Annotated in this window: 20 protein-coding genes and 1 other RNA gene; 19 read left to right on the top strand and 2 right to left on the bottom strand. The window is 49.9% G+C overall.

Going from position 1 to position 24,913, the window contains the following annotated elements:
* Positions 1–8: 8 nt before the first annotated feature.
* The 18 genes from MCJ35_RS11905 to MCJ35_RS11820 all read left to right on the top strand — a co-directional run bounded on the left by MCJ35_RS11905 (position 9) and on the right by MCJ35_RS11820 (position 20,444).
* Positions 9–746 (top strand): ABC transporter ATP-binding protein, encoded by a 738-nt coding sequence (locus MCJ35_RS11905; protein ID WP_008716737.1) that lies wholly within the window; start codon positions 9–11, stop codon positions 744–746.
* A 15-nt stretch (positions 747–761) separates the two neighbouring features.
* The gene (locus MCJ35_RS11900) at positions 762–1,682 is read left to right on the top strand and encodes a SufB/SufD family protein (protein ID WP_025487019.1); all 921 of its coding nucleotides are present in this window, start codon (positions 762–764) and stop codon (positions 1,680–1,682) included.
* Positions 1,683–1,716: 34 nt separating this feature from the next.
* Positions 1,717–3,003 (top strand): Na+/H+ antiporter NhaC family protein, encoded by a 1,287-nt coding sequence (locus tag MCJ35_RS11895; RefSeq protein ID WP_025487020.1) that lies wholly within the window; start codon positions 1,717–1,719, stop codon positions 3,001–3,003.
* A 12-nt stretch (positions 3,004–3,015) separates the two neighbouring features.
* Positions 3,016–4,344 carry a sodium-dependent transporter gene (locus MCJ35_RS11890; protein ID WP_025487021.1) on the top strand — a complete coding sequence of 443 codons (1,329 nt, stop codon included), beginning with the start codon at positions 3,016–3,018 and terminating at the stop codon, positions 4,342–4,344.
* Between the two features lie 124 nt (positions 4,345–4,468).
* Entirely contained in the window at positions 4,469–6,214 is a 1,746-nt protein-coding gene (locus tag MCJ35_RS11885) for a S8 family peptidase (protein ID WP_025487022.1), read from the top strand.
* A 104-nt stretch (positions 6,215–6,318) separates the two neighbouring features.
* Positions 6,319–7,473, top strand: coding sequence for an AAA family ATPase (locus MCJ35_RS11880; protein WP_025487023.1), 1,155 nt, complete (start codon positions 6,319–6,321; stop codon positions 7,471–7,473).
* A gap of 14 nt (positions 7,474–7,487) precedes the next feature.
* Complete coding sequence (locus MCJ35_RS11875) at positions 7,488–8,015, top strand: hypothetical protein (RefSeq protein ID WP_025487024.1); 528 nt, start codon at positions 7,488–7,490, stop codon at positions 8,013–8,015.
* 624 nt (positions 8,016–8,639) lie between these two features.
* Positions 8,640–9,650: a deoxyguanosinetriphosphate triphosphohydrolase gene (locus tag MCJ35_RS11870; RefSeq protein WP_025487025.1), complete on the top strand. Its 1,011-nt coding sequence runs from the start codon at positions 8,640–8,642 to the stop codon at positions 9,648–9,650.
* A gap of 33 nt (positions 9,651–9,683) precedes the next feature.
* Positions 9,684–11,600 (top strand): DNA primase, encoded by a 1,917-nt coding sequence (gene dnaG / locus MCJ35_RS11865; RefSeq protein ID WP_120058083.1) that lies wholly within the window; start codon positions 9,684–9,686, stop codon positions 11,598–11,600.
* Positions 11,601–11,629: 29 nt separating this feature from the next.
* Positions 11,630–12,754 (top strand): RNA polymerase sigma factor RpoD, encoded by a 1,125-nt coding sequence (gene rpoD, locus MCJ35_RS11860; RefSeq protein ID WP_008716718.1) that lies wholly within the window; start codon positions 11,630–11,632, stop codon positions 12,752–12,754.
* Positions 12,747–13,610, top strand: coding sequence for a tRNA (adenine(22)-N(1))-methyltransferase (locus tag MCJ35_RS11855; RefSeq protein ID WP_025487026.1), 864 nt, complete (start codon positions 12,747–12,749; stop codon positions 13,608–13,610). The genes rpoD and MCJ35_RS11855 overlap by 8 nt, the downstream gene beginning before the upstream one ends.
* Entirely contained in the window at positions 13,597–14,406 is an 810-nt protein-coding gene (locus tag MCJ35_RS11850; RefSeq protein WP_025487027.1) for a Nif3-like dinuclear metal center hexameric protein, read from the top strand. The genes MCJ35_RS11855 and MCJ35_RS11850 overlap by 14 nt, the downstream gene beginning before the upstream one ends.
* A 56-nt stretch (positions 14,407–14,462) precedes the next feature.
* Entirely contained in the window at positions 14,463–16,115 is a 1,653-nt protein-coding gene (locus MCJ35_RS11845; protein WP_008716715.1) for a nucleoside kinase, read from the top strand.
* A gap of 98 nt (positions 16,116–16,213) precedes the next feature.
* An RNA gene (rnpB, locus tag MCJ35_RS11840) (RNase P RNA component class A) lies at positions 16,214–16,572 on the top strand.
* A 320-nt stretch (positions 16,573–16,892) separates the two neighbouring features.
* On the top strand, positions 16,893–17,933 hold the full coding sequence (locus tag MCJ35_RS11835; protein ID WP_008716713.1) for a lysylphosphatidylglycerol synthase transmembrane domain-containing protein: 1,041 nt from the start codon (positions 16,893–16,895) through the stop codon (positions 17,931–17,933).
* A gap of 232 nt (positions 17,934–18,165) precedes the next feature.
* Positions 18,166–18,507 carry a PadR family transcriptional regulator gene (locus MCJ35_RS11830; protein WP_008716712.1) on the top strand — a complete coding sequence of 114 codons (342 nt, stop codon included), beginning with the start codon at positions 18,166–18,168 and terminating at the stop codon, positions 18,505–18,507.
* Complete coding sequence (locus tag MCJ35_RS11825; protein WP_025487028.1) at positions 18,494–19,891, top strand: FtsW/RodA/SpoVE family cell cycle protein; 1,398 nt, start codon at positions 18,494–18,496, stop codon at positions 19,889–19,891. Before MCJ35_RS11830 ends, MCJ35_RS11825 begins: the two co-directional genes overlap by 14 nt.
* A 178-nt stretch (positions 19,892–20,069) precedes the next feature.
* Complete coding sequence (locus MCJ35_RS11820; RefSeq protein ID WP_008716710.1) at positions 20,070–20,444, top strand: hypothetical protein; 375 nt, start codon at positions 20,070–20,072, stop codon at positions 20,442–20,444.
* Positions 20,445–20,639: 195 nt separating this feature from the next.
* Here the strand turns inward: MCJ35_RS11820 and uxaC are convergent, their stop codons facing one another.
* Together uxaC and MCJ35_RS11810 are read right to left on the bottom strand one after the other, a co-directional pair.
* Complete coding sequence (gene uxaC, locus MCJ35_RS11815; RefSeq protein ID WP_008716709.1) at positions 20,640–22,055, bottom strand: glucuronate isomerase; 1,416 nt, start codon at positions 22,053–22,055, stop codon at positions 20,640–20,642.
* 21 nt (positions 22,056–22,076) lie between these two features.
* A complete protein-coding gene (locus MCJ35_RS11810; RefSeq protein ID WP_008716708.1) occupies positions 22,077–23,078 on the bottom strand; it encodes a LacI family DNA-binding transcriptional regulator in 1,002 nt (333 codons plus the stop codon).
* 180 nt (positions 23,079–23,258) lie between these two features.
* Between MCJ35_RS11810 and MCJ35_RS11805 the strand changes: the two genes are divergently transcribed.
* Positions 23,259–24,740 (top strand): UxaA family hydrolase, encoded by a 1,482-nt coding sequence (locus tag MCJ35_RS11805; protein ID WP_025487029.1) that lies wholly within the window; start codon positions 23,259–23,261, stop codon positions 24,738–24,740.
* Positions 24,741–24,913: the final 173 nt, after the last annotated feature.

The following is a 24,913-nucleotide window of genomic DNA, read 5'->3' as shown; positions in this document are numbered from 1 at the left end:
GAAACAGAATGCTTACATTAGAGAATCTCTCCTTTGATGTGAATGACGAAAAAGGAGAAAAGGGGATCATCAAGGATATCAGCCTTACAGTGGATGATGGGAAGTTCGTTGTCATCACCGGACCGAACGGCGGGGGCAAGTCCACCACAGCCAAGCTGATTATGGGAATAGAGAGGCCCACTGGGGGCCGTATCCTGTTTGACGGACAGGATATCACGGATATGGGCATTACGGACAGGGCGAACCTGGGAATCAGTTTTGCATTCCAGCAGCCGGTGCGCTTTAAGGGCGTGCAGGTGCTGGACCTTTTGCGCCTGGCGGCCAAGAAGAAGCTGAGCGTGGCGGAAGCCTGTCAGTATCTGGCCGAGGTAGGCCTCTGCGCCAAGGATTATATTAACCGTGAAGTCAATGCCAGCCTTTCAGGCGGCGAGCTTAAGAGGATTGAGATTGCGTCTGTCATTGCCAGGGCATCCAAGCTTTCCGTGTTCGATGAACCTGAGGCCGGAATCGATTTGTGGAGCTTCCAGAACCTGATTCAGGTATTTGAGCGTATGCGCCAGAACACCAACGGCTCCATCCTGATTATTTCACATCAGGAGAGGATTCTTAATATTGCAGATGAAATCGTGGTAATTGCAGACGGCCGCGTTGTGAACCAGGGCCCCAAGGATGAGGTGCTTCCTCAGATCATGGGTACTGCTTCCGCGGTGGATGCATGCAGTAAGTTTTACGAGACAGCACAGTAAGGGGAGGAACCAATGATGGGAGACGCAATACAGGAGAGAATGTTAGAAGAAGTGGCTGACCTGCACGGCGTGCCGGAAGGAGCTTATAATATCCGTTCCAATGGAAAGACATCAGCACGTGCCACAACAGCCAACATAGATATAACTACCAAGACGGACAAGGCAGGAATCGACATACGCATCAAGCCGGGGACAAAGCATGAAAGCGTCCATATCCCGGTGGTGGTCAGCGCCAGCGGCTTAAAGGAAATGGTATACAATGACTTTTTCATCGGGGATGACGCGGATGTGGTCATCGTGGCTGGCTGCGGCATCCATAACTGCGGGGACCAGGATTCTGAACACGACGGCATCCACCGTTTCTTCGTGGGCAGGAATGCCAGGGTTAAATACGTGGAAAAGCATTACGGCGAAGGAGATGGGGAGGGTAAGCGTATCCTGAATCCCGGAACCGAGGTATATATGGAAGAAAACAGCTACATGGAGATGGAAATGGTCCAGATTAAAGGCGTGGATTCCACCAACAGGACCAACACGGCGGAGCTGGCCGCAGGCGCCAAGCTGATTGTCAGGGAGCGCCTTCTGACCCATGGGACCCAGGATGCGGAGAGCACCTATATCGTGAACCTGAACGGGGATGACTCCAGCGCGGACGTGGTATCGCGTTCCGTTGCAAAGGACCGGTCAAAGCAGACCTTCAATTCCAAAATCGTAGGCAATGCAAAGTGCAGCGGACACACGGAGTGCGATGCCATCATCATGGATGATGCCAAGATATTCGCCATTCCGGGCCTGATTGCCAATGATATCGATGCCGCCCTGATCCATGAGGCTGCAATCGGTAAGATTGCAGGGGAGCAGATTGTGAAGCTGATGACGCTGGGGCTGACAGAGGAAGAGGCAGAGGCCCAGATTGTCAATGGCTTCCTGAAGTAACAGGGGCGGACACGATGTACAGGGGGATTATATGATGGGGAATACAAAAGAGGGAAGGGCGTCTGCCCTTCTCCCTATTCTGGTGTTTCTGTTAATATTCTTAGGTTCTGGATTCATTACCGGGGATTTTTACAGCATGCCGGCGATTGCTGCTTTCTTAATTGCGCTTCTGGTTGCCTTTGTACAGAACCGGCAGCTGGGATTCGCAGATAAGATCAGGCTGGCTGCAGAAGGCGTGGGGGATGAGAACATCATAACCATGTGCCTTATATTTCTGGCCGCAGGCGCTTTTACAGGGGCTGTAAAGGCAGCAGGGGGCGTGGACAGCACGGTGAACCTGGGCCTGTCCATCCTGCCGTCCAATGTGGCGGTGGCGGGACTGTTCCTTATCGGCTGCTTCATATCCATATCCATGGGGACCTCCGTGGGGACCATTACGGCGCTGGCGCCCATTGCAGTGGGAATCAGCCAGAAGACCGGGTTTTCCATGGCCGTATGCGCCGGCGCCGTTGTGGGCGGCGCCATGTTCGGGGATAACCTGTCCATGATAAGCGACACGACCATTGCCGCTGTAAAGACCCAGGGCTGTGAGATGAAGGATAAATTCAGGGAGAATTTCCTGATAGTGCTTCCGGCAGCCATCGTGACCATCCTGCTGTTCCTGGTTCTGGGCAGGGACGCTGCTTTCCAGCTAAAGGATGAACTGACCTACAACATATTCCGCGTCCTTCCCTATCTGGTGGTACTGGTGGGCGCCCTGGCAGGCGTGAATGTATTCATCGTCCTGATTGCAGGCACGGTGCTGTCCCTGATTGCAGGCGTGGGCACGGGAGCCTTCGGCCTGGGGGACATGTTCACCCATGTGGGGGAGGGAATCATGGGGATGTATGATATTACTGTGATTTCCATCATCGTGGCCTGTATCGTGGCCCTGGTAAAGGAGTACGGGGGCATTGATTTCATCCTGTCCTTTATCAGGAAAAGGATTAACGGGGAACGGGGAGGGGAGCTGGGAATTGCCGCCCTGGCCCTTTTGGTGGATATGTGCACGGCCAACAACACGGTGGCCATTGTCATGTCCGGGCCTATTGCAAAGGAAATCAGCGATGACTTTGGCGTGACTCCCAGGCGCAGCGCTTCCCTGCTGGACATGTTCAGCTCCATGGGACAGGGGCTGATTCCCTATGGGGCACAGCTCCTTGCGGCGGCGACCCTGACGGGCCTCACGCCTTTTGAGATTATCCCATATTGCTTTTACCCCATTTTGATGGGGGTCAGCGGTCTGGTATTTATATTTATAAAAAAACGCACAAGAGAGTAGGAAGACTAAAATATGAAGACAAAGAATCAGTGGGCCAGTAAACTGGGCTTTATCATGGCTACGGCAGGCGCTGCCATCGGACTGGGCAATCTGTGGAAATTCCCCTATCTGATGGGACGCAACGGAGGAGCCTCCTTTCTGGCTGTTTACCTGTTTTTTATCTGTATACTGGGCATACCGGTCATGATGATTGAAATGTCCCTTGGAAGACGTACGCGCCATGACCCGGTACAGGCCTATGGCGACATCAATTCCAATGCGCGTATTGTGGGTGTGTTCGGCGTGGCGGCAGCATTTCTTATCCTGTCCTATTACAGTGTCATTGGCGGATGGATCTTAAAATACATTGTCAGCTATGCGTCCACCTATCAGGCGCCTGAGGACTTTACCGCCTTTATCAGCTCCCCGGTGGAACCGGTATTCTGGCATTTCCTGTTCCTGTTCGTGACCACGGTCATCTGCTGTTTCGGAATCAACGGTATTGAGAGGGTAAGTAAGGTCATGATGCCCTTACTGTTCCTGCTGCTGATCGTGATCATCGTAAGGGGCGTGACCCTTCCCAATGCGGCGGAGGGGCTTAGGTTCATATTCATACCGAACCGCTCAGCCTTTAACATGACGGCGGTCAGCGCTGCCCTGGGCCAGGTGTTCTATTCCCTCAGCCTCTGCATGGGCATCACAATCACATATGGAAGCTACCTCAGCGACAAGGAGAATATCCCAAGGAGCTGTCTCAGCGTGGCCGGACTTGACACCATCATTGCGCTGATGGCGGGAACCGCTATTTTCCCGGCGGTGTTCTCCTTTGGCCTGGAACCGGGACAGGGACCAGGGTTAATCTTCGGAACCCTTCCCAAGGTGTTCTCAGCCATACGGTTCGGTCCCGTTTTCGCCCTTGTGTTCTTTACCCTTGTATTCTTTGCGGCAGTCACAAGCGCCATTGCCCTGCTGGAAGTAACGGTTTCCTTTGCCCTGGACACCATGCGTCTGAGCCGGCGGACCGGGACCATCCTTCTTGGGACGGCATGTTTCCTTGTGGGAATTCCCAGCGCCCTTTCCTTTGGGACACTGGGCAATGTGACCATCTTAAACTACAGCGTATTTGATTTTGTGGGAATGATAACAGACAATATCCTGCTTCCCATGGGAGGCGTGACCATGTGTTATTACATCGGATGGAAATGGGACCCCAACAACTTGGTGGATGAAATCGAAAAAGACGGGATACCTTTTAAACTTAAAAAACTGTGGATACTCTGCATCCGTTTCCTGACACCGATCATGGTCCTGGTGGTGACCCTGACAGGGTTCTATAACATCTACATGACGGTCCGCGGATAAGCATGGGAATGGGGAAATGCATTTAGGCGTGCTTGTAAATCCATTCCAGGCATCCCCATATAATTGGAATAATTTAGAGCATTGATCAATAGCATCTAATGATAAGGAATGCCGGAGAACAACCATGCAGAACCAAAAACGGGAAAATCTACTGAATCTGGCCCTTAGCGCCACGGACGAGGAGCGGGAGCGCTCCGAAAACCTGGACGTGGGTTATGACCCTGAAGAACGGACATGGGAACTGATTGTCCGGCATTCAGGCAGCCTTGCGGGCCTTGCAGGGTCAGGAATCCAGGTGGATGAACTTCTTAACGGGTACGCTGTCCTTGTGGTGCCGGAACATCTTGTGGACCAGGTCAGTGAGCTGAACCAGATTGAATATATTGAGAAACCAAAGAGGCTGTTCTTTGCCAGCAACATGGCAAGGGCGGCCTCCTGTCTTTCCGTGGTCCAATCCCCCTCAGGCGCGGGCAATGTGACGGGCGGGGTCATAAGCGGACTGCCGGGCGGACTGACCGGACGCGGTGTACTGGTGGCGGTCATTGATTCTGGCATCGACTATCTGAACCAGGACTTCAGGAATGCGGACGGGAGTACCAGGATCCTCATGCTCATGGACCAGGACAGGGACAGGATTTATACACGGGAAGAAATCAATGAGGCGCTGAACGCATCTGACCGGGCAGGCGCCCTTGACCTTGTGCCTTCCGTGGATTTAAGCGGCCATGGGACAGCCGTGGCAGCCATTGCGGCCGGGAATGGAAGGGGAAGCCAGGGTGTCTACCGCGGGGTGGCGTATGAAAGTGACTTATTGGTGGTAAAACTGGGCGCCCCTGTGGCTGATAATTTCCCAAGGACCACACAGCTGATGAAGGGGCTGGACTTTGTAATCCGCCAGGCCCAGGAGCTGGGGCGTCCTGTTGCAGTCAACCTGAGTTTTGGCAACACCTATGGTTCCCATGACGGCACCAGCCTTCTGGAAACCTTCATGAACGATATATCGAATTATGGAAGGAGCGTGCTGGTTGCAGGGACTGGAAATGAAGGCACTGGAAACGGGCACACGGCGGGCCGGCTGGTCATGGGCAGTGACACGGATGTGGAATTATCCATTGCGCCTTTTGAGACCGGCATGGGAGTCCAGCTTTGGAAATCCTATGTGGACGGGTTTGCCATCCGTCTGATTACGCCTTCAGGCGGCACCATCGGTCCCATAGACAGCCGTCTGGGGCCCCAGACCCTGAATTACGGGGGGACCAGAATCCTGATTTATTATGGCAAGCCCAGCCCTTACAGCAAGGCGCAGGAAGTTTATTTTGATTTCATCCCCATAAGGGACTATCTGGACAGCGGGATTTGGACCTTCCGCCTTACGCCGGAGCGGATCGTGACGGGACAATACGACATGTGGCTGCCCTCCAGGGGAATCCTGAATCCCTCCACCCGGTTCCTTATGCCTGTGCCGGAGACCACCCTTACCATCCCTTCCACGGCAGCCAATGTGATATCCGTGGGCGCCTATGATGATTCCTACCAATCATACGCGGATTTTTCAGGGCGCGGTTTTACGCGGCAGACACGTCAGGTGAAGCCGGACATTGCGGCTCCTGGGGTGGACATCGTGACGGCCAGAAGCGGCGGTGGTTATGAGGCGGTGACTGGCACTTCCTTTGCGGCGCCCTTTGTGTCCGGCAGCGCGGCCCTTCTCATGCAGTGGGGAATCGTGGATGGAAACGACCCTTTCCTTTACGGGGAGAAGGTAAAGGCATATCTGGCCCGGGGAGCCAGGCACCTGCCGGGATACGGGACCTGGCCCAATCCGCAGCTGGGGTATGGGGCGCTGTGTGTGCGGGACAGCCTGCCGATTTAATATAATAACGTAAAATTTAAAAATAAATATTGATAAAAGTAAAAAAAGAGGATATAATAACAATATAAAAACGAAAATCTTGTAGATAAATTCTAGGAGGGATTATGAAACTGATTAAAATACAAGTAGGTGGCTTACCTCACTTTAAAGAAAATTTAGAAATTGATTTTTTTGCACAGCAGAGAGTGCAGTCAGAGAATAACGATGGATTGTATCAGATATTCTCAAATATTTATGTTAATAATTCAATATCATTTATTGGCATTAATGCATCGGGAAAAACTACAATTTTAAGAGTGATAGCTTTTGTGATAAATTTATTGAACAATAAGCCAATCAATACGATTGAAACAAAGGAAATTTTAGAGGATATTAATGATGAGCAAACTGTAACTTTTACTACGTTTTTTTATCATTCAGGATTGCTTAACAAATTGGAAACTGTTATAAAAAAGACAATAAATCCAATCGATGAGAATACCAGATATATGATTGAAAGTGAAAACCTGTGGTCACAGAAATCGACAAAAATAAAAACGAAGAAGGGGATGTTTGATTTTCAAGGCATTCCTGCTGTGAAACGAAATCAGGACGAAGAATATCTGATGGATGATGTCAGTATAATTATTGCTTTTAATAAAAAGCATAAATCGAAAGTGTTCCTGTGTGACATGTCGAAATGGACAAATTTTAATATGCTGAATTTGCTGGGGAAATTTCCGAAAGAGCTTTTACTATTCCTCGACCCTAGTATTGAATATTTAAAATGTGCTGTAGATGAGAAAGATGTTGATATTCGGTTGAAATTTAAAGGAAAAGAAGAAATCTTAATGAACAATCCAATGGTATTGGACAAATATCTTTCTTCCGGCACTATAAAAGGAATCAGTGTGTTTATGAATGCTTTTTTTGCATTTGAAGATGGAGGATATCTTATTGTAGACGAGGTGGAAAATCACTTTAACAGGGAGATTGTTTCCACATTGATTCGATTTTTCCGGGATTCTAAGGTCAATAAAAATGGTGCAGTCATTATTTTCTCAACACATTATTCCGAACTATTAGATGAATTTGAACGAAATGATAATATTTTTATTGTTAGGAACCGGAATGGTATTTCGGCAGAGAACTTATCGAATATATTAAAAAGGAATGATATTAAAAAAAGTGAAGCATATCAAAGTGACTTTTTAGAAGGAACCGTTCCAACCTATGAAGCTTATATTGCCTTGAAAAAAGTCCTCATAAATCGTAACTAGAGGAGGAATACATATTGGGGAAATATATAGCTTGTATTTGTGAAGGTGGAGCAGAACGTGCAATACTTGATTTGCTTTTAGAGAACAATAAATTGATTTTTGAAAAAGAAAACCTGATTGAAGAAGAGATCCTTCGGTGTAGAAAAGGTAAGGATTTTGAAGAACGATATTTGAAAAAGGGATTTTCAGAAAAAATCACAGTTTATAGAGTTTTAGATTCCAGAAGAGAAAATTTTAAGCTCAGTCCAGCTTATGCAAAAAAAGTTGATGTTATTAACGTTATAACGGCACCTGAGATTGAAATGTTGATTATTTTGAATGAAGGGTTGTATTCCGAATTTAAAAAATCGGGAATAAAGCCAAGTGAATTTTGCAAAGCTAAGATGAAGGGCAAGGAGATTAAATCATATGATTTTGTTAAAGCATACTTCTCTAACGTAGATATACTGATTTACGCAATTTATGAATATCGGAGAGTATCAAATGTGCGAAACGGGGAGTGGACAATTTCTGATTTGCTTAATAGAGAAGAGGGTAAGTAGTACATGAGTATTTTAGAGGAGAAACTTAATTTAAAAGAGAAACAGAAATTAGAAAACATGTATTTGGGAGACAAAAATAGAGATTAATTTTATGTTTTCTAAAACACTTTATTCCAGTAATTACAAAAGACATTGTTAATTATTGGGAGGAAGTGGCGGATAAGCTTGCCAGTGAATTTCCTGAATCAGATTTAACAGAAGATGAAGAGAATAGAAACGGATAATGTATGGAAATATTTAGATATTATCATTACACTCGATTGTAGCATTTTTACTAAAGATGACTATATCAATACAAAAAATTGATTCATCAATTATATTTTCTAAATACTAACTTAGCACTAATTTACCATAAATAGCTGTCTTGCTTGACACTAAGTTACCATACTCCCTACGAAGTTATGCTGGTTTGCAGACTTGGAGCCTTGAAAAAGGCTCCAAAACTTTGTAACATTAACTTGATATCAGGGAGTCTGCCCATATGAAATATTCATATATTGTGATATAATATGGACATTAGGTACATGTTTACAGACAAGATATGGGATTGTGACACGAAAAATGAAATTTTTGTAGTAAAATGGGAGACTTAACAATATAATAATAGAGATAGGGAGTGGGAGGATGAATATCAGGGAGTCACTGGAAGAATTGGAAGAGCAGTATATGAGTCCCTATGCGTCCCTGAGCAGCAGGACAAGGGGGAGGGACAAGCCGGAGCCTTTATGTGACATGAGACCTGAATACCAGCGTGACAGGGACCGTATACTGCACTCCAAGGCATTCAGGCGCTTAAAGCACAAGACCCAGGTGTTCCTTGCGCCTGAGGGCGACCATTACCGGACCAGGCTGACCCATACCCTTGAGGTATCCCAGATTGCCAGGACCATTGCCAAGACCCTGCGGCTGAACGAAAGCCTGACAGAGGCCATTGCCCTGGGCCACGACCTGGGCCACACCCCCTTTGGCCATTCCGGGGAATACATACTGAATAAGATCTGTGAGGATGGGTTTGCGCATTATAAACAGAGCGTGCGCATCGTGGAGGTGCTGGAAAAGGATGGGAAGGGACTGAACCTGACGTGGGAAGTGAGGGACGGGATCTTAAACCACAGGACATCGGGCCACCCCTCCACCCTGGAGGGCGCCATTGTCCGGCTGTCGGATAAGATTGCCTATATCAACCATGATATTGACGATGCCATCCGGGCCAGGATGTTCAAGGAGGAGGATCTGCCCTGTGAGTATACGGATGTCCTTGGACGCAGCGTGCGTGAGCGCCTTAATACCATGATTCACGACATTATCCTCAACAGCATGGATAAACCGGAGATACGCATGTCCGAGGGCATGGAGGATGCCATGCAGGGCCTTCGCAAGTGGATGTTTGACAATGTTTATAAGAACGACATCCCCAAGGCAGAGGAGGGCAAGGCCCAGCAGATGATCACGCAGCTTTATGATTATTACATGAAGCATGTGGATAAGCTGCCCATGGAATATGTCCTGCTCATTGTAAACACAGGGGAGAAGAAGTCGCGGGTGGTCTGCGATTATATTGCGGGCATGAGCGATATTTATGCCATTGACCAGTTTGAGGAACTGTTTGTCCCCAAGCGGTGGAACGTATATTAAGGCAGCATTAAGATACAGAAGGGAGATTCATACATGTACTATCCAGATGAAGTCATAGAAGAAGTGAGAATGAAGAACGACATCGTAGATGTGATTTCAGGATATGTAAAGCTTCAGAAAAAGGGCGCCAATTATTTTGGACTCTGTCCCTTCCATAATGAGAAGTCCCCATCTTTTTCCGTGTCTCCTGGCAAGCAGATGTACTATTGTTTTGGGTGCGGCGCAGGTGGGAATGTACTTACTTTCGTGATGGAATATGAAAACTACACGTTCCAGGAAGCGCTGGCCCATCTGGCTGACCGGGCCGGGGTCAGCCTGCCTAAGATGGAGTACAGCAAGGAGGCCAGGGAGCAGGCGGAACACAGGGCCAGGCTGCTGGAAGTGAATAAACTGGCGGCCAATTATTTCTATTACCAGTTAAAACAGCCCCAGGGTAAGCTTGGATATGAGTATCTCCATGACAGAAGGGGGCTTCTGGATGATACGATCGTGCATTTCGGCCTTGGATATTCCAATAAGACCAGCGACGACCTGTACCGTTTCCTGAAGGGGAAGGGGTATGAGGACAGTTTCCTGAAGGATACCGGGCTGGTGACACTGGAAGAGCGCGGGGGACGGGACAAGTTCTGGAACCGTGTCATGTTCCCAATCATGGATGTGAATAACCGCGTAATCGGATTCGGCGGCCGTGTCATGGGGGACGGGGAACCCAAATATTTAAATTCCCCCGAGACAAAGCTGTTTGATAAGAGCCGCAACCTGTACGGCCTTAATTATGCCAGGACTTCCAGGGAAGGATATCTGCTCATCTGCGAGGGGTACCTGGATGTGATTTCCCTGCACCAGGCGGGATTCACCAATGCGGTGGCGTCCCTGGGGACGGCATTTACCAGCCAGCACGCCAATGTGCTGAAACGCTACACGGACCAGGTCATCCTGACCTATGACAGCGATGGGGCCGGTATCAAGGCAGCCCTCAGGGCCATCCCCATCCTTAAGGAGGTGGGCATGTCCATCAAGGTGCTGAACATGAAGCCCCACAAAGACCCGGATGAGTTCATCAAGAACATGGGGGCTGATGCCTTCCGCCAGAGGATAAAGGAGGCCAAGAACAGCTTCCTGTTCGAGGTGGACGTGCTGAGACAGGGCTACCAGATGGATGACCCGGAGCAGAAGACCAGGTTCTACCAGGAAACAGCCAAAAAGCTCCTTCAGTTCGGGGAGGCCCTGGAGCGGGAGAATTACCTCCAGGCGGTTGCCAGGGAGCAGATGATTCCTGCGGATGAGCTGCGGGGTCTGGTGAACCGTATGGGTATGAGCTTTGGGATGAAGTCCGGTGACAGCCTGGACCATGGGGGCAAGGTACAGCACAGGGCCGTGGAAGAGGACATGTATCCTGATTACGGGTACTATGAAGGCTATGACGGGCCCCCGGAGGGATATTACGATTACGGGGAAGCAGGGCCGGAAGGCAGAAGCGGGTATCAGGATGGTGGGGAGGCGCGTCCCAAACGCCCCAAAAAGCCGGACAAGGAGGATGGCATCCGCCGTTCCCAGCGGCTTCTTCTCACATGGCTGATAGAAAATCCTGAGTTATTTGACAAGATTAAGGGTATCATTACAGCAGATGATTTTGTGGAGGATCTGTATCACCAGGTGGCACAGATGGTATTTGAAGGCCAGGCATCGGGTAACTTAAATCCGGCAGCCATACTCAGCCACTTCATCAATGATGAAGACCAGTACAAGGAAGTGGCGGCACTATTCAACGCAAGCCTCAAAGAGTCCTTAAACAATGAAGAACAGAAGAAGGCATTCTCCGAAACCGTCATGAAGGTCAGGAAGAACAGCCTGGATGCGGCCAGCCGCAATGCAAAAGATATAACCCAGTTACAGGAAATCATAAAGCAGCAGGCTGCACTTAAGAAGCTGCGGATCTCACTGGATTAACAGCATTTCATAGGAAGGATGGACCGGTTATGGAAGGGACGAATGTGTTTGAGGAAAAACTGGCAGGACTGCTTGAGGAGGCAAAGAAGAAGAAAAATGTCCTGGAATATCAGGAGATTATAAGCTACTTTGGCTCGGAGCAGCCCACCAGTGACCAGATGGACCAGCTTTTTGATTTCCTGGAACAGAGCAAGGTGGATATCATCCGGATGGATTCAGCCCAGGAGCTGGACCCGGACCTGTTCATTGAAGAGGAAATCAGCCTGGAAGAAGAGGAAGAGATAGATGTGGAGCATCTGGACCTTTCTGTCCCTGAGGGCGTCAGCCTGGAAGACCCGGTGCGCATGTACCTGAAGGAAATCGGCAAGATTCCCCTGCTGTCCATGGAGGAGGAGATTGAACTGGCCAAGAGCATGGAGCTGGGCAGCGAGGATGCAAGAAAACGTCTGGCAGAATCCAACCTGCGCCTGGTGGTCAGCATTGCCAAGCGATATGTGGGGCGGGGCATGCAGTTCTTAGACCTGATACAGGAGGGGAACCTGGGATTGATTAAGGCCGTTGAAAAGTTTGACTACACCAAGGGCTATAAGTTCAGCACCTATGCCACCTGGTGGATACGCCAGGCCATCACAAGGGCAATTGCAGACCAGGCAAGGACCATCCGCATTCCCGTCCACATGGTGGAAACCATCAACCGTCTGGTGCGCACCTCCCGCCAGCTTCTCCAGGAACTGGGGCGGGAGCCTACCACGGAGGAGATTGCTGCTAGGGCGGACCTTCCCGTGGAGCGGGTGTCAGAAATCATGAAAATGGCCCAGGAGCCGGTATCCCTGGAGACACCCATCGGCGAGGAGGAGGACAGCCATCTGGGGGATTTCATCCAGGATGATAATGTGATGGTACCCCAGGACGCCGCGGCATTTACCCTTCTCCATGAACAGCTGATGGAAGTGCTGCTGACCCTGACGGAACGGGAGCAGAAGGTGTTAAAACTCAGGTTCGGCCTGGATGACGGCCGTCCAAGGACGCTGGAGGAAGTGGGAAGGCAATTTAATGTGACCAGGGAACGCATACGCCAGATTGAGGCAAAAGCCCTGCGCAAGCTGCGCCATCCCAGCAGAAGTAAAAAACTAAAGGATTATCTGGATGAATAATATGAAACAGGAAACAAATGATAAGATGGATATGACAGGGATGGGCGGCAGCGGCTTAAAAGGCGTGGTGCGTCTGTCCCTGCGTTTAAAGGCAGTGGCTGACTTTGTAAGGCCGGGCAGCCGCATTGCGGATATCGGTACGGATCATGGATATGTGCCCATCCATCTGGCCCAGACAGGCCGGGCAGCCAGGGCCATTGCAATGGATGTGAGGCCGGGGCCTCTTGAGCGGGCCAGGGAACACATAAAGGAATATGAAGGGTGGGCCGCTAAAAATGCAGCAGCCGGCGGGCAGCCGTCCTTCTGCACCATCGAAGCCCGTCTGAGCGATGGTCTTAAGGAATTAAAACCAGGCGAAGCGGACACGGTCATCATCGCCGGAATGGGAGGGGAACTGGAAATCCGCATCCTGGAGGAAGGACGCCACATGTGGGACAGCGTCAGCCACTGGATCCTTTCCCCACAGTCTGATATACACAAGGTCAGGCTGTTCCTGGAAGAGAATGGCTTTGTCATTGAAGAGGAAGCCATGGTAAAAGATGAGGGGAAATATTATACCATCATGGATGTGGGCCGCGGCTCCATGACCTACTCGCGTCCCATATGGTACCGGTATGGGAAAATCCTTCTGGACAGGAAGGACGGCGTACTGAAGGAATATCTGGAGAAGGAACGGGCCAGGGTCCAGGGAATCCTGGATCATTTTAAGGCGCAGGGGGATGAAGGGATGGACCAGGTTCAGGAAATGGCCCCGGCACGGACAGCAATCCCCATGACAGAGGCACAGTTAAGGGCCAGGAATGCCCTTATGGAAGAATTGGGATGGATAAAGGAGGCACAGGATGAAATGCAGTGAGATCATTGAGATGTTAAGCAGTCTGGCGCCAGAGGGATGTGCGTGTGAATGGGACAATCCCGGGCTTCTGGCCGGAAGGAGCGATAAAGAGGTCAGGAAAATCTATATTGCCCTGGATGCCACGGACCAGGTGGTGGAATCAGCCATAGAGTCGGGCGCGGATATGCTGCTGACCCATCATCCCCTGATTTTTAAGGCAATCAAGAAGGTAAATGACCAGAATTTCATTACCAGAAGGCTGGTAAAGCTGATTCAGGCTGATATTTCCTACTATGCCATGCACACCAATTTTGATGCGGCCCCCGGCTGTATGGCCGACCTGGCCGCAGGACGCCTGGGCCTTACGGAATGCGTGCCACTGGAAGCAATGGGCGAGATGGAAGGGAGCCAGGGCCTGGTGCCTTACGGAATCGGCAAGACCGGGTATCTCAGGAAGCCGGTGACGGTACGGAGTCTGGCACGGCAGGTCAAGGAGTCCTTTGGCCTTCCCTTTGCAGTGGTCTATGGACAGGAACTGCTGGATACGGAGATAAACAAGGTTTCCGTGTGTCCGGGCGCCGGGGGCAGCGAGATTGAAGGGGCAATTGCCTCCGGTTCCCAGGTGCTGGTCACAGGTGATATCAGCCATCACCAGGGCATTGATGCCGCTGCAAGGAATATGGCGGTAATCGATGCAGGACATTACGGACTGGAACATATCTTCATTCCCTACATGGCTGACTATCTGGCCGCCAGGCTGGGGGAGGGCGTAAAAGTAATCCAGGCGCCGCCATCATGGCCCACGGTCATCCTATAGGACAATTAACAAACAGGAATGGGACTGCCTGAATAAGAAAGAGGAGGTAAAAGCCTTTGGTTCAAGTTAATGTAAACGGTTTTGTCCGGGAATATCCGGAGGGGACAACCTGGCTGGAAGTGGCTGAGGAATATCAGTACCAGTACGAGGATGACATCCTTCTGGTCCGTGTGAACGGAAAGCTCCAGGAGCTTCACAAGCATGTAAAAGACTGTGAGCTTACCTTCATCACTGCCAGGGACAAGCCTGGTTTGGCCACGTATCAGAGAAGCGCCTGCCTGATCATGCTGAAGGCATTTTATGCGGTTGCAGGCGCGGAGAATATAGAGAAGATAGTCATTGATTTTTCACTTGGAAGGGGATTCTTTGTGGAGGCCAGGGGTAACTTTGTGCTGGACAATGACCTTCTCATCCGGGTGAAGAACAAGATGGCGGAGTATGTGGCGCAGCAGATCCCCATCATGAAACGCAGCGTGTCAACGGATGATGCGGTTGAGCTGTTCCACCGCCACAGGATGTATGATAAGGAGCGGCTGTTCCGGTACCGCAGGGTATCCAGGGTCAATATCTACAGCATTGACGGCTTCGAGGACTACTATTACGGATATATGGTCCAGAATACGGGATATATCCGGTACTTTGACCTGGTTCCTTACCACTATGGATTCGTGCTGCTTCTGCCTTCCAAGTCAGAGCCGAAAGTGGTGCCCAGGTTTGAACCCATGGACAAGCTGTTTGCAACCCTGACAGAGTCCACCCAATGGGGGAGGAGGCTGGACCTGGAAACAGTGGGCGCCCTGAATGATAAGATTTCAAAGGGGGAGATGTCCCATCTGATACTGGTTCAGGAAGCGCTGCAGGAAAAGAAGATTGCAGAGATAGCGGCGCAGATTGCATCCAGGCGGAACGCCAAGTTCGTCATGATTGCAGGGCCGTCCTCCTCGGGCAAGACCACATTTTCCCACAGGCTTTCCGTGCAGCTGGAGGCAATCGGGCTTAAGCCCCATCCGATTGCGGTGGACAATTACTTTGTGGACCGGGTGAACAGCCCAAGGGATGAACATGGCAATTATAATTATGAGGTGCTGGAATGCCTGGACATCGACCTGTTTAACCAGAACATGATGGACCTTCTGGATGGGAAACGGGTGGAAATGCCCTACTATAATTTCAAGAAAGGCGTCAGGGAGTATAAGGGCAGTTTCCTGCAGCTGGGGCAGGAGGACATCCTGGTGATTGAAGGCATCCACTGCCTGAATGACAGGCTGTCCCACTCCCTGCCAAAGGAGAGTAAGTTCAAGATATACATCAGCGCCTTAACCCAGCTGAACGTAGATGAGCACAACCGGATTCCCACAACAGACGGACGTCTTATCCGAAGGATGATACGGGATGCCAGGACCAGGGGGTCATCGGCCCAGGACACCATCCGTATGTGGCCGTCCGTGCGCAAGGGCGAGGAGGAGAACATCTTCCCATTCCAGGAGGAGGCGGACGCCATGTTCAACTCGGCCCTGGTCTACGAGTTCGCCGTGCTGAAGCAATATGCGGAGCCACTGCTGTTTGGCATTCCCAAGGATTCGGAGGAATATCTGGAAGCAAAACGGCTTCTCAAGTTCCTGGATTATTTCATCGGTGTCAGCAGCGAGGACATACCGAAGAACTCAATCCTGCGGGAGTTCATCGGCGGCAGCTGCCTCAACGTTTAACCAGGGCCGGGCAGCGGTTTCCAGGCTGAGGCATTGTGGGCAGCGGCTTGGAAAATGACTGGACAAACCAGGGTTTCTATGATAAACTGTGTAGGTTGTGAGTAGGACAGATGGCCGCTGCTGCGATACCGCAAGGCCGCAGGAGAGGAAAGTCCGGGCTTCACAGGGCAGGGTGCCAGATAACGTCTGGCGGAGGCGACTCCAGGGACAGTGCAACAGAAATGTACCGCCTTTCCCGGCCTGACCGGGAAAGGTAAGGGTGGAAGGGCAGTGTAAGAGACTACCGCCCGCCTGGTAACAGGCGGGGCACATGTAAACCCCATCCGAAGCAAGACCGAACAGGAAGCATATGGCGGCCCGTCAGCTTCCGGGTAGGTTGCTTGAGGCTGCCGGCGACGGCAGTCCTAGATAGATGGCCATCCAACGACATAACCCGGCTTACCGTCCTGCTCACATACAACAGCATCCATGAAAAAAGTCTAAGATAATGAGTCTTAGGCTTTTTTATATGGTTTGGCTGTGTTTCTTAAGGAAAATTACCGTAAGTTTTAATAAATAGCCAGTATAATATACACAGCAGATCCAGGATGGTATTGTCCGGTCCGGATGGCGTGGGCCATATACTGGCATATTAACACCGGTGCCATACACTGGCATATTAACACCAGGCTCCATACATAGGCGCGTTAACACAGGGTGCCGCCCGTGCAGATAGCGGGGATGGATGTCTGGACAGGATTTGGGAATTACAGAGGAAAAGAAGGAAGGTGGCGCAGGATGGAGCAGAAGAAAATGAAAATGAAGGAAATGCTCATAGGGCTTTGTATGGTTGCAGTCCTGGCCCTGGTGACATTTCACGTGCTTTTTCAGAACCATTCCATGGAAACCATGGGGGAAACCTTTCAGCGGGCGGAACTTAGGTTCGTGCTGCCTGCATTTTTCTGCATGTTCGTGTTCATCAACTGTGAAGCCGCCAATATCCGGCTGCTTATGAGGACCTTCCATAAAAAGATTCCCTACAGACGCTCCCTGTCCTATTCCTTTGCGGGCTTTTATTTCAGCGCCATCACGCCTTCTGCCACAGGCGGACAGCCCATGCAGCTGTTTTACATGACCAGGGACGGGTTCGGATTTGCCCACAGTTCCTTTACACTTTTGGCTGTGGCGGCCGTGTATCAGATGACGGTGCTGGTGTATGGAAGCGTCATGGTACTCCTTAACCTGTCCTTTGTCATGTCCCAGGGAAGACTCATACAGTGGCTTCTGGTATTCGGCATCCTGGTCAATGGAATCTGCTCCGGCCTGATCCTGCTGATTATTTTAAACAGCCTTCTGGCAGAGCGGGTGGTACTGTGGGCCATCCGTATATTAACCAGGGTAAAGCTCATAAGGAACCGCAAAAAGGCCCAGCGCAAAATGGAGGGACTGATTAACGAATACAGCAGGGGAGGGGCGTATCTGAGACAGTACCCGCTGGTGGTTGTCAGGATGTTCCTTCGCGCGCTGATTCAGCTGACAGCCCTGTTCCTGGTACCTTACTTTGCCTGCCTGGCCCTTGGAATAGAGGCGGAACCTGGTCGGTTCCTTGCCATGCAGGCTATCCTGAGCCTTGCTGTGACCGCGGTTCCGCTTCCGGGGTCGGTTGGCGCCTCAGAGGGAAGTTTTATCTCGCTATACAGGCCCATACTTGGCGGGGGACAGGTTTTCCCGGTGATGATGCTGAGCCGCGGAATCAGCTTTTATGCGCTCCTTGCTGTCAGCGGCGCGGTGACGGCCGTGCTGCAGATGAACAGGAAGAAAGGGAAAATCAGTGTTTGACATATATAGATTATCTATATATAATTATGATAGGTAGAACGGCTATATAATGAACGTGCCATGGTATATGGAATGGCTATATGATAATCATGTAGTGGCATAAAGGATGTCCATAGATAAATCATATCATGATATATAGATTATCTATATATCCATCATCCATATAAAGATACCCAAACCCATCCAAAACTATCCATGAAAACAATACACGCGTCAACAGGAGGAATCAATTATGGCAGAAGAGAAGATTGTATCATCAGGCAATACATCCATGCTCCTTTTACAGCTTTTATCCGAAAAAGACATGTATGGCTATGAAATGATAGAAGAGCTGGAAAAACGCTCCGAATATGTATTTAGCCTGAAAGCGGGCACCATGTATCCGCTGCTCCACACCATGGAGTCTAGGAAACTACTCATATCCTATGAAAAGGAAGCCCAGGGCAAGGTGCGCAGATATTATTCCATCACAAAGCAGGGCATGGCGGAACTGATAAGGAAAAAGGAGGCATGGGAAACCTATACAAAGGCAGTGGGACAGGTGATAGGAGGTGCCTTATATGGAAATGCATGAATATTTGTCTGAATTAACCGGGCAGATCCGTAATAAAAAGGCAAAGCAGGAGGTTGAGAGGGAAATCCGGACTCATATCGAAGACCAGGCCCAGGTTTATGAGCAGATGGGGCGGACCAGGGATGAGGCGCTGGAAGAAGCGGTCCGCCAGATGGGAAGCCCCGTGGAAGTAGGGATTGATATGGACCGTATCCACAGGCCCAAAAACAACTGGATGGTTTTGGGAATGGCAATGCTCTTAAGTCTGGCCGGGCTGTTGGTACAGTATTTCTGTATTTACCGGTTTGGTACAGAAAACCTGTACCGGATAAACCAGGATGCATTTGCCCGCCAATGCCTTTACACTTTCTTGGGATTGGGATTCATGTCAATCCTTTACTTTTGTGATTACAGTCTGTTTAGCAGATATGGGAAACTGATTGGAGGGCTGTTCCTGGTTTCAATCATCCTCGTCTGCAATCTGGGGATGGTCCAGGTCATCAATGGAGGACACAGCTATATGAAGACGGTCATGTATCTGTTCATTCCCATGTATGGAGGGATTCTCTATGGGTATCGCGGTACCGGTTATTCAGGTGTCATCCGTTCCCTTTTATGGCTGCTGGCTGCTGCCTATACTTCATTTGCAGTGATTGGCGGCGGGATTGGCATTACACTGGATGTGATGTCTGTGTGCTTCATGATGCTGATGTATTCCCTGTTCAGGAACTGGTATCAGGTGAAACGGAAAAGCAGGCCGATTCTTGGGCTGGGGGCATTGGCCTTGGCGGGCGGATGTTATTCCTACCTTGGAATGCAGCCATATCAGATGGCAAGGTTAAGGGCAATCCTGAGTCCATGGGCCTATGCCAGGGAAGAGGCATTCCAGGTAGTGGTGACAAGGGATATCATGAAGCAGCTTAAATTCCTGGGCGGGCTTACAAAGGGCGGTACGCCGGAGGGAACCCCAATCCATTTGCTTCCTGGTGCACAATATGATTATGTGATGCTGCAGGCAGCCTCCACCTGGGGAGTCCTGGCAGTAGGGATCCTGGCCGGATTGTTAATCCTGTTTTTGTTCCTGCTGTTCCACATGGTGAAAAAGCAGAAGAATCAGCTTGGGCAGCTGATTGGTTATGGATGTGTCATGATCCTTGTCCTGGAAACAGGCTGGAACCTGATGCTGAACCTTGGATTCGTCTTTGTGTCCACGGCCGGGCTTCCCTTTTTTACATATGGGGGATATCACACGGTTGCTGTCTATGGACTGCTCGGAATCCTGCTTAGCATATACCGCTATCAGGACCTGATATGGGAAAGGAGTCCGAAAATGAAAGCGGAAGACAATCATGTACTGGCTCAATTGGGAAGATATAGAATCCGCATAGAGAAAATGGACCTCTGATAAATTGTGAATTGTTGAAAAACTCTTTTGATATGTCAAGGTAATTTTAATCACTTTGTGGAATTTGTTTGATAAATATCGAACGATATTGATTGTTTTCTAACAATATTGACAATATTTGTATAATGGCTTATGATAATAGTGAAACGAAGTGTATTAATAAAAAGGAGGTATTGTTATGGCGAAAGATCCGTTATTGTTATTGGATAATAGTATGCTGGCTTATATTTTGGGGAATGGCGACTACCGTTTCACTAATATTGCATTTGAAGAAGCAAAAGCCATCATGGAGATGAAGGGAGCGGCGGATATTGTACGCGTCTTTTCAAACCCTGAATTGGAACATATCATGTTTGAATATCTGGATATTGAACGACAGGATTTCGCATACGCACCGGTAAAAGATATGCATGTTGGTCAGGATGCGCTTGCGTTTAAACTGTACATAACACCTTCAGGAACACAGCCTATTGTGTTGGGAGATGATGGGCAGCAGGCCAAGAAGATAAAGAATCTGTATATTTACTGCCAGCATGTGGTGCGGCTGAAATAAGGCTGGATTATTCTGTGGATTGAAAGTATGATATTTATTTGTAGAATTTGGAATTAAGAATAGCCCCCTCAGTCATCTGTTGATTTGAGGGGGCTTTCTGCGTCCTTCGTACCTGTGTATCCAATCCGCTGGGAATTCGCCCGGCGGACGCCAGCCTGATTTTACTATATGACCAAGTTTATCATATAAGTAATCCTATTTTACAACATCCAGGTTGAAACCGAAGTATTTTACGGAATTGTTATAGCAGATGCCTTTGATGATGTCCTCTAAGGCTTTCATGTCTGCGGGATACTCCCCGTTTTCTACCCAGCCGCCGATGAGTTCGCACAGGATGCGGCGGAAGTATTCGTGTCTGGTGTAGGACAGGAAGCTTCTGGAGTCTGTGAGCATACCGATGAAGTTGCCCAGGCAGCCCAGGTTTGCAAGGCTGGTCATCTGCTCAGTCATTCCCACCTTGTGGTCATTGAACCACCATGCAGAACCCTGCTGGATCTTGCCCGGGAACTTGTCCTGGAAGCAGCCGATGATGGTGCCGATGGAGGCATTGTCATTGGGGTTCAGTGAGTAGAGGATGGTCTTTGGTATCTCGTTGGAAGCGCTCAGTGCATTTAAAAAGTCAGCCATCTGTGCGCTGGGGGCGTAATTGTTGATGCAGTCAAAACCGGTATCAGCGCCAATCTGCTCAAACATGTAGGCGTTGTTGTCGCGCTTGCAGCCGTAATGGATCTGCATGATCCAGCCCATCCTAGTGTATTCACGGGCAACAAAGAGCATGAATGCGGTCTTGAACTTCAGTTCTTCTTCCTTGGTAATGGCCTCTCCCTTTAACCCCTTGGCAAGGATGGCGTCAATTTCAGCCTCATCCGCGGGAACGTACATTACATATTCAAGTGCGTGGTCAGATACACAGCATCCCATGGAGGTGAAGAATGCCATACGGTTCTTAAGGGCTTCCTTTAAGGAGGCAAAATCAGTTACCTTAACACCGCTGACCTGGGAGAGCTGCGCCATGTAAGCTGCAAAGGTTGGCTTCTCGACGTTCATGGCCTTGTCCGGTCTCCAGGCAGGAAGGACCTGTACGTCAAATGTGTCATCCTCGGCAATCTTCTTGTGCCACTCCAGTGTGTCAACCGGGTCATCGGTGGTGCAGATAAGGGTGACATTGGACTGCTTGATCAGGTTGCGGACTGTCATGGAATCCTCCTGCAGCTTTGCGTTGCAGAGGTTCCATACTTCCTCAGCCGTATCTCCGTTTAAGAAGCCCTGGTAACCAAAATACTTCCTCAGTTCCAGATGGCTCCAGTGGTACAGCGGGTTGCCGATTAACTTGGGCATGGTCTCTGCCCATGCTTTGAACTTCTCCCAGTCCGTGCTGTCTCCGGTCACGTACGTTTCGTCTATGCCGTTGGAGCGCATCTGGCGCCACTTGTAATGGTCGCCGCCCAGCCATACCTGGGTGATATTATCAAACTTGCGGTCTTCGTAAATCTCCTGCGGATTGATGTGGCAGTGATAGTCAAGAATCGGCATGTTCTCTGCGAAATCATGATACAGCTCCTTTGCCATATCACTGGATAATAAGAAGTCCTTGTCCATAAATGCTTTCATGTTGTTAATCCTCCTTAAGAATTAAAAATTAGTGGTTTTTCTTTTTATTAAATCAGAGGCGATCGTGGTCCTGCTGGGCACATTCACGCCGCTGAAAACCCCCATAAGTGTGTTGATGGTGGTGGTGCACAGTGCTTCTACCTTGCTGTCAATGGATGTTATCTCCGGATCCGTGCACTGGGACAGGATGGAGTTGTTGTATCCGATGATATTCAGTTCATCGGGTATGGAAATGCCGGATGCGTGGGCATACTTAACAGTACCCACGGCCAGGGAATCATCGCTTGTCATGACCGCGTCAAATTCCAGTCCCTGTCCATGAAGGGACACAAGCAGTTCCTTGGCAGCAGATATGTCCTTGGGACACTGCCGGATCAGTTCATCGCAGGGGGCCATTCCGTAAGCTTTCAGGGCATCCTTGTAGCCCTCCAGCTTGTTGACCCCGCTGTAGGAATAGCTGGTGTACAGATACAGGATACGCCTCCTGCCGGCCTTAAGGAGCTGGGAAGCGGCGCCGTACATGGCAGCATGGTCATCGCATACCGTACTGTAGATATTATCCCCTTCCAGGTATCCGTTAACCAGCATGATGGGAAGTTCTGAAGCAGCTTCCGTAATATATGCATTATCCTTGGGCCGCATCTCCACAAACTTGGAGCCGGCCAGGATGATGGCATCCACACGTTTGGAGCGCAGCAGCTCAAAATACTTCTGCTTTGCATCCAGGTCATATCCCGTGCAGCACAGGATTGCATCATAATTATGGGACCTGAGTCCGCGTTCCAAATAGTAGATGGCACCCGCCAGATAGGGGTCGGAGGAATCGGAACACATGATTCCGATGGTCTGCATGGTATTAAGCCCCAGTCCCCTGGCAAATACATTCGGGGTATATCCCAGGTCATCCATGACCTTAAGGACCTTTTCCCTGGTCTTTTCACTGACGTTGGGATTGCCGTTCAGTACCCTGGAAACAGTTGCAATGGATACCCCTGCATGTTCAGAGACATCGTATATATTCATAAAATAACCTCACATTCTGTAAGCGCTTACAAGCTAAGTTCATTATACATATTCCGCGTAAATATTGCAATACTTTTCTATTTTTTTATTGACTTATTCCTTGAAAATGAGTAGAATAATTGTAAGTACTTACAATAAAGCGGGCACACCAAATAACAATGATAGGAGAATGTAAAGACCATGCAGGATATTGTTAAGATTAACAGGAACGATAATGTCGCCGTTGCGCTGCGGCCTGTTTCAAAGGGCGAGACACTTGACGTGGAGGGCAGGAAGGTAGCCATTCAGGAAGATATCCCACAGGGACATAAGTTTGCCCTGAAGGACATTGGAAGCGGTGCAGAAGTCATTAAGTATGGTTTCCGTATCGGATATGCAAAGGAAGATATTAAGGAAGGAGGATGGGTCCATGTCCATAATGTGAGGACAGCCCTGGGAGATGTCCTTACCTATGATTATACGCCGGACGGAACGGATGTCCAGCCAACGGAGCACGTTTACTTTGACGGTTACCGCAGGTCTGACGGCAAGGCGGGCATCCGTAACGAAATCTGGATCATTCCCACGGTAGGATGTGTGAATTCCATTGCCAAGGCGCTTGAGGCCCGGGCCAGGGAACTGGTAAAGGGCAGTGTGGAGGATGTGATTGCATTTCCCCATCCATATGGATGTTCCCAGATGGGGGATGACCAGGAAAACACCAGGAAGGTGCTGGCCGACATGATCCATCACCCCAACGCAGGCGGCGTGCTGGTACTCGGACTGGGCTGTGAGAACAGCAATATTCCCGTGCTGATGGATTACATCGGGGATTATGACAAGGACCGTGTGAAATTCCTCCAGTGCCAGGATGTGGAGGATGAGATGGAGGCGGCCATGGACCTGTTAAAGGAACTGGCAGTGTATGCAGGGGCATTTACCAGGGAGAAGATTGATGCCAGCGAGCTTGTGATTGGAATGAAGTGCGGCGGCTCTGACGGACTTTCCGGCATAACGGCCAACCCGGTGGTAGGCGCATTCTCAGACCTTCTGGTAAGCAAGGGCGGAACCACCATCCTGACAGAGGTGCCGGAAATGTTCGGGGCGGAGACACTGCTCATGAACCGCTGCGCCACGCCTGAACTGTTTGAAAAGACCGTGAACCTGATTAACGGGTTCAAGGATTATTTTACCAGCCACAACCAGACCATCTATGAGAACCCCTCGCCAGGCAATAAGAAGGGCGGCATCTCCACCCTGGAGGACAAGTCCCTGGGCTGTACCCAGAAGTCAGGCAGCGCCCTGGTAAGAGGCGTCCTGGAATACACGGAGATGGTCAAGGTAAAGGGACTGAACCTTTTAAGCGCCCCGGGCAACGACCTGGTGGCATCCACTGCCCTGGCCCTGTCCGGCGCCCATATGGTCCTGTTCACCACAGGAAGGGGAACGCCCTTTGCATCCCCTGTGCCTACAGTGAAGATTTCCAGCAATTCAAAGCTGGCAGGACACAAGGATAACTGGATTGATTTCAATGCGGGACGCATGGTGGAGGATATGACCAAGGAAGAACTGGCAGAAGAACTGTTGGATTATGTGCTTGCAGTTGCTTCCGGCAGGAAAGTGAAGTCAGAAGAAGCTGGCTTCCATGATATGGCAATCTTCAAGCAGGGAGTTACACTGTAGGAAGCCCGGCGGCAGTAGTTAAGTCCGGTGGCAGCAATTAAGCCCGGCGGCAGGAATTAAGTCCGGCGGCAGCAATTAAGCCCGGCGGCAGGAATTAAGTCCGGTGGCAGCAATTAAGCCCGGCGGCAGGAATTAAGTCCGGCGGCAGTAGTTAACCTGATAGCCGGATACCG

Origin of the sequence: Enterocloster sp. OA13, from assembly GCF_022440595.1 — a bacterium.
In the GTDB taxonomy this organism is placed as follows: domain Bacteria; phylum Bacillota; class Clostridia; order Lachnospirales; family Lachnospiraceae; genus Enterocloster; species Enterocloster hominis.
Note: the sequence above shows the minus strand (reverse complement) of the source record. Positions and strands in the feature narration are given on the sequence as shown.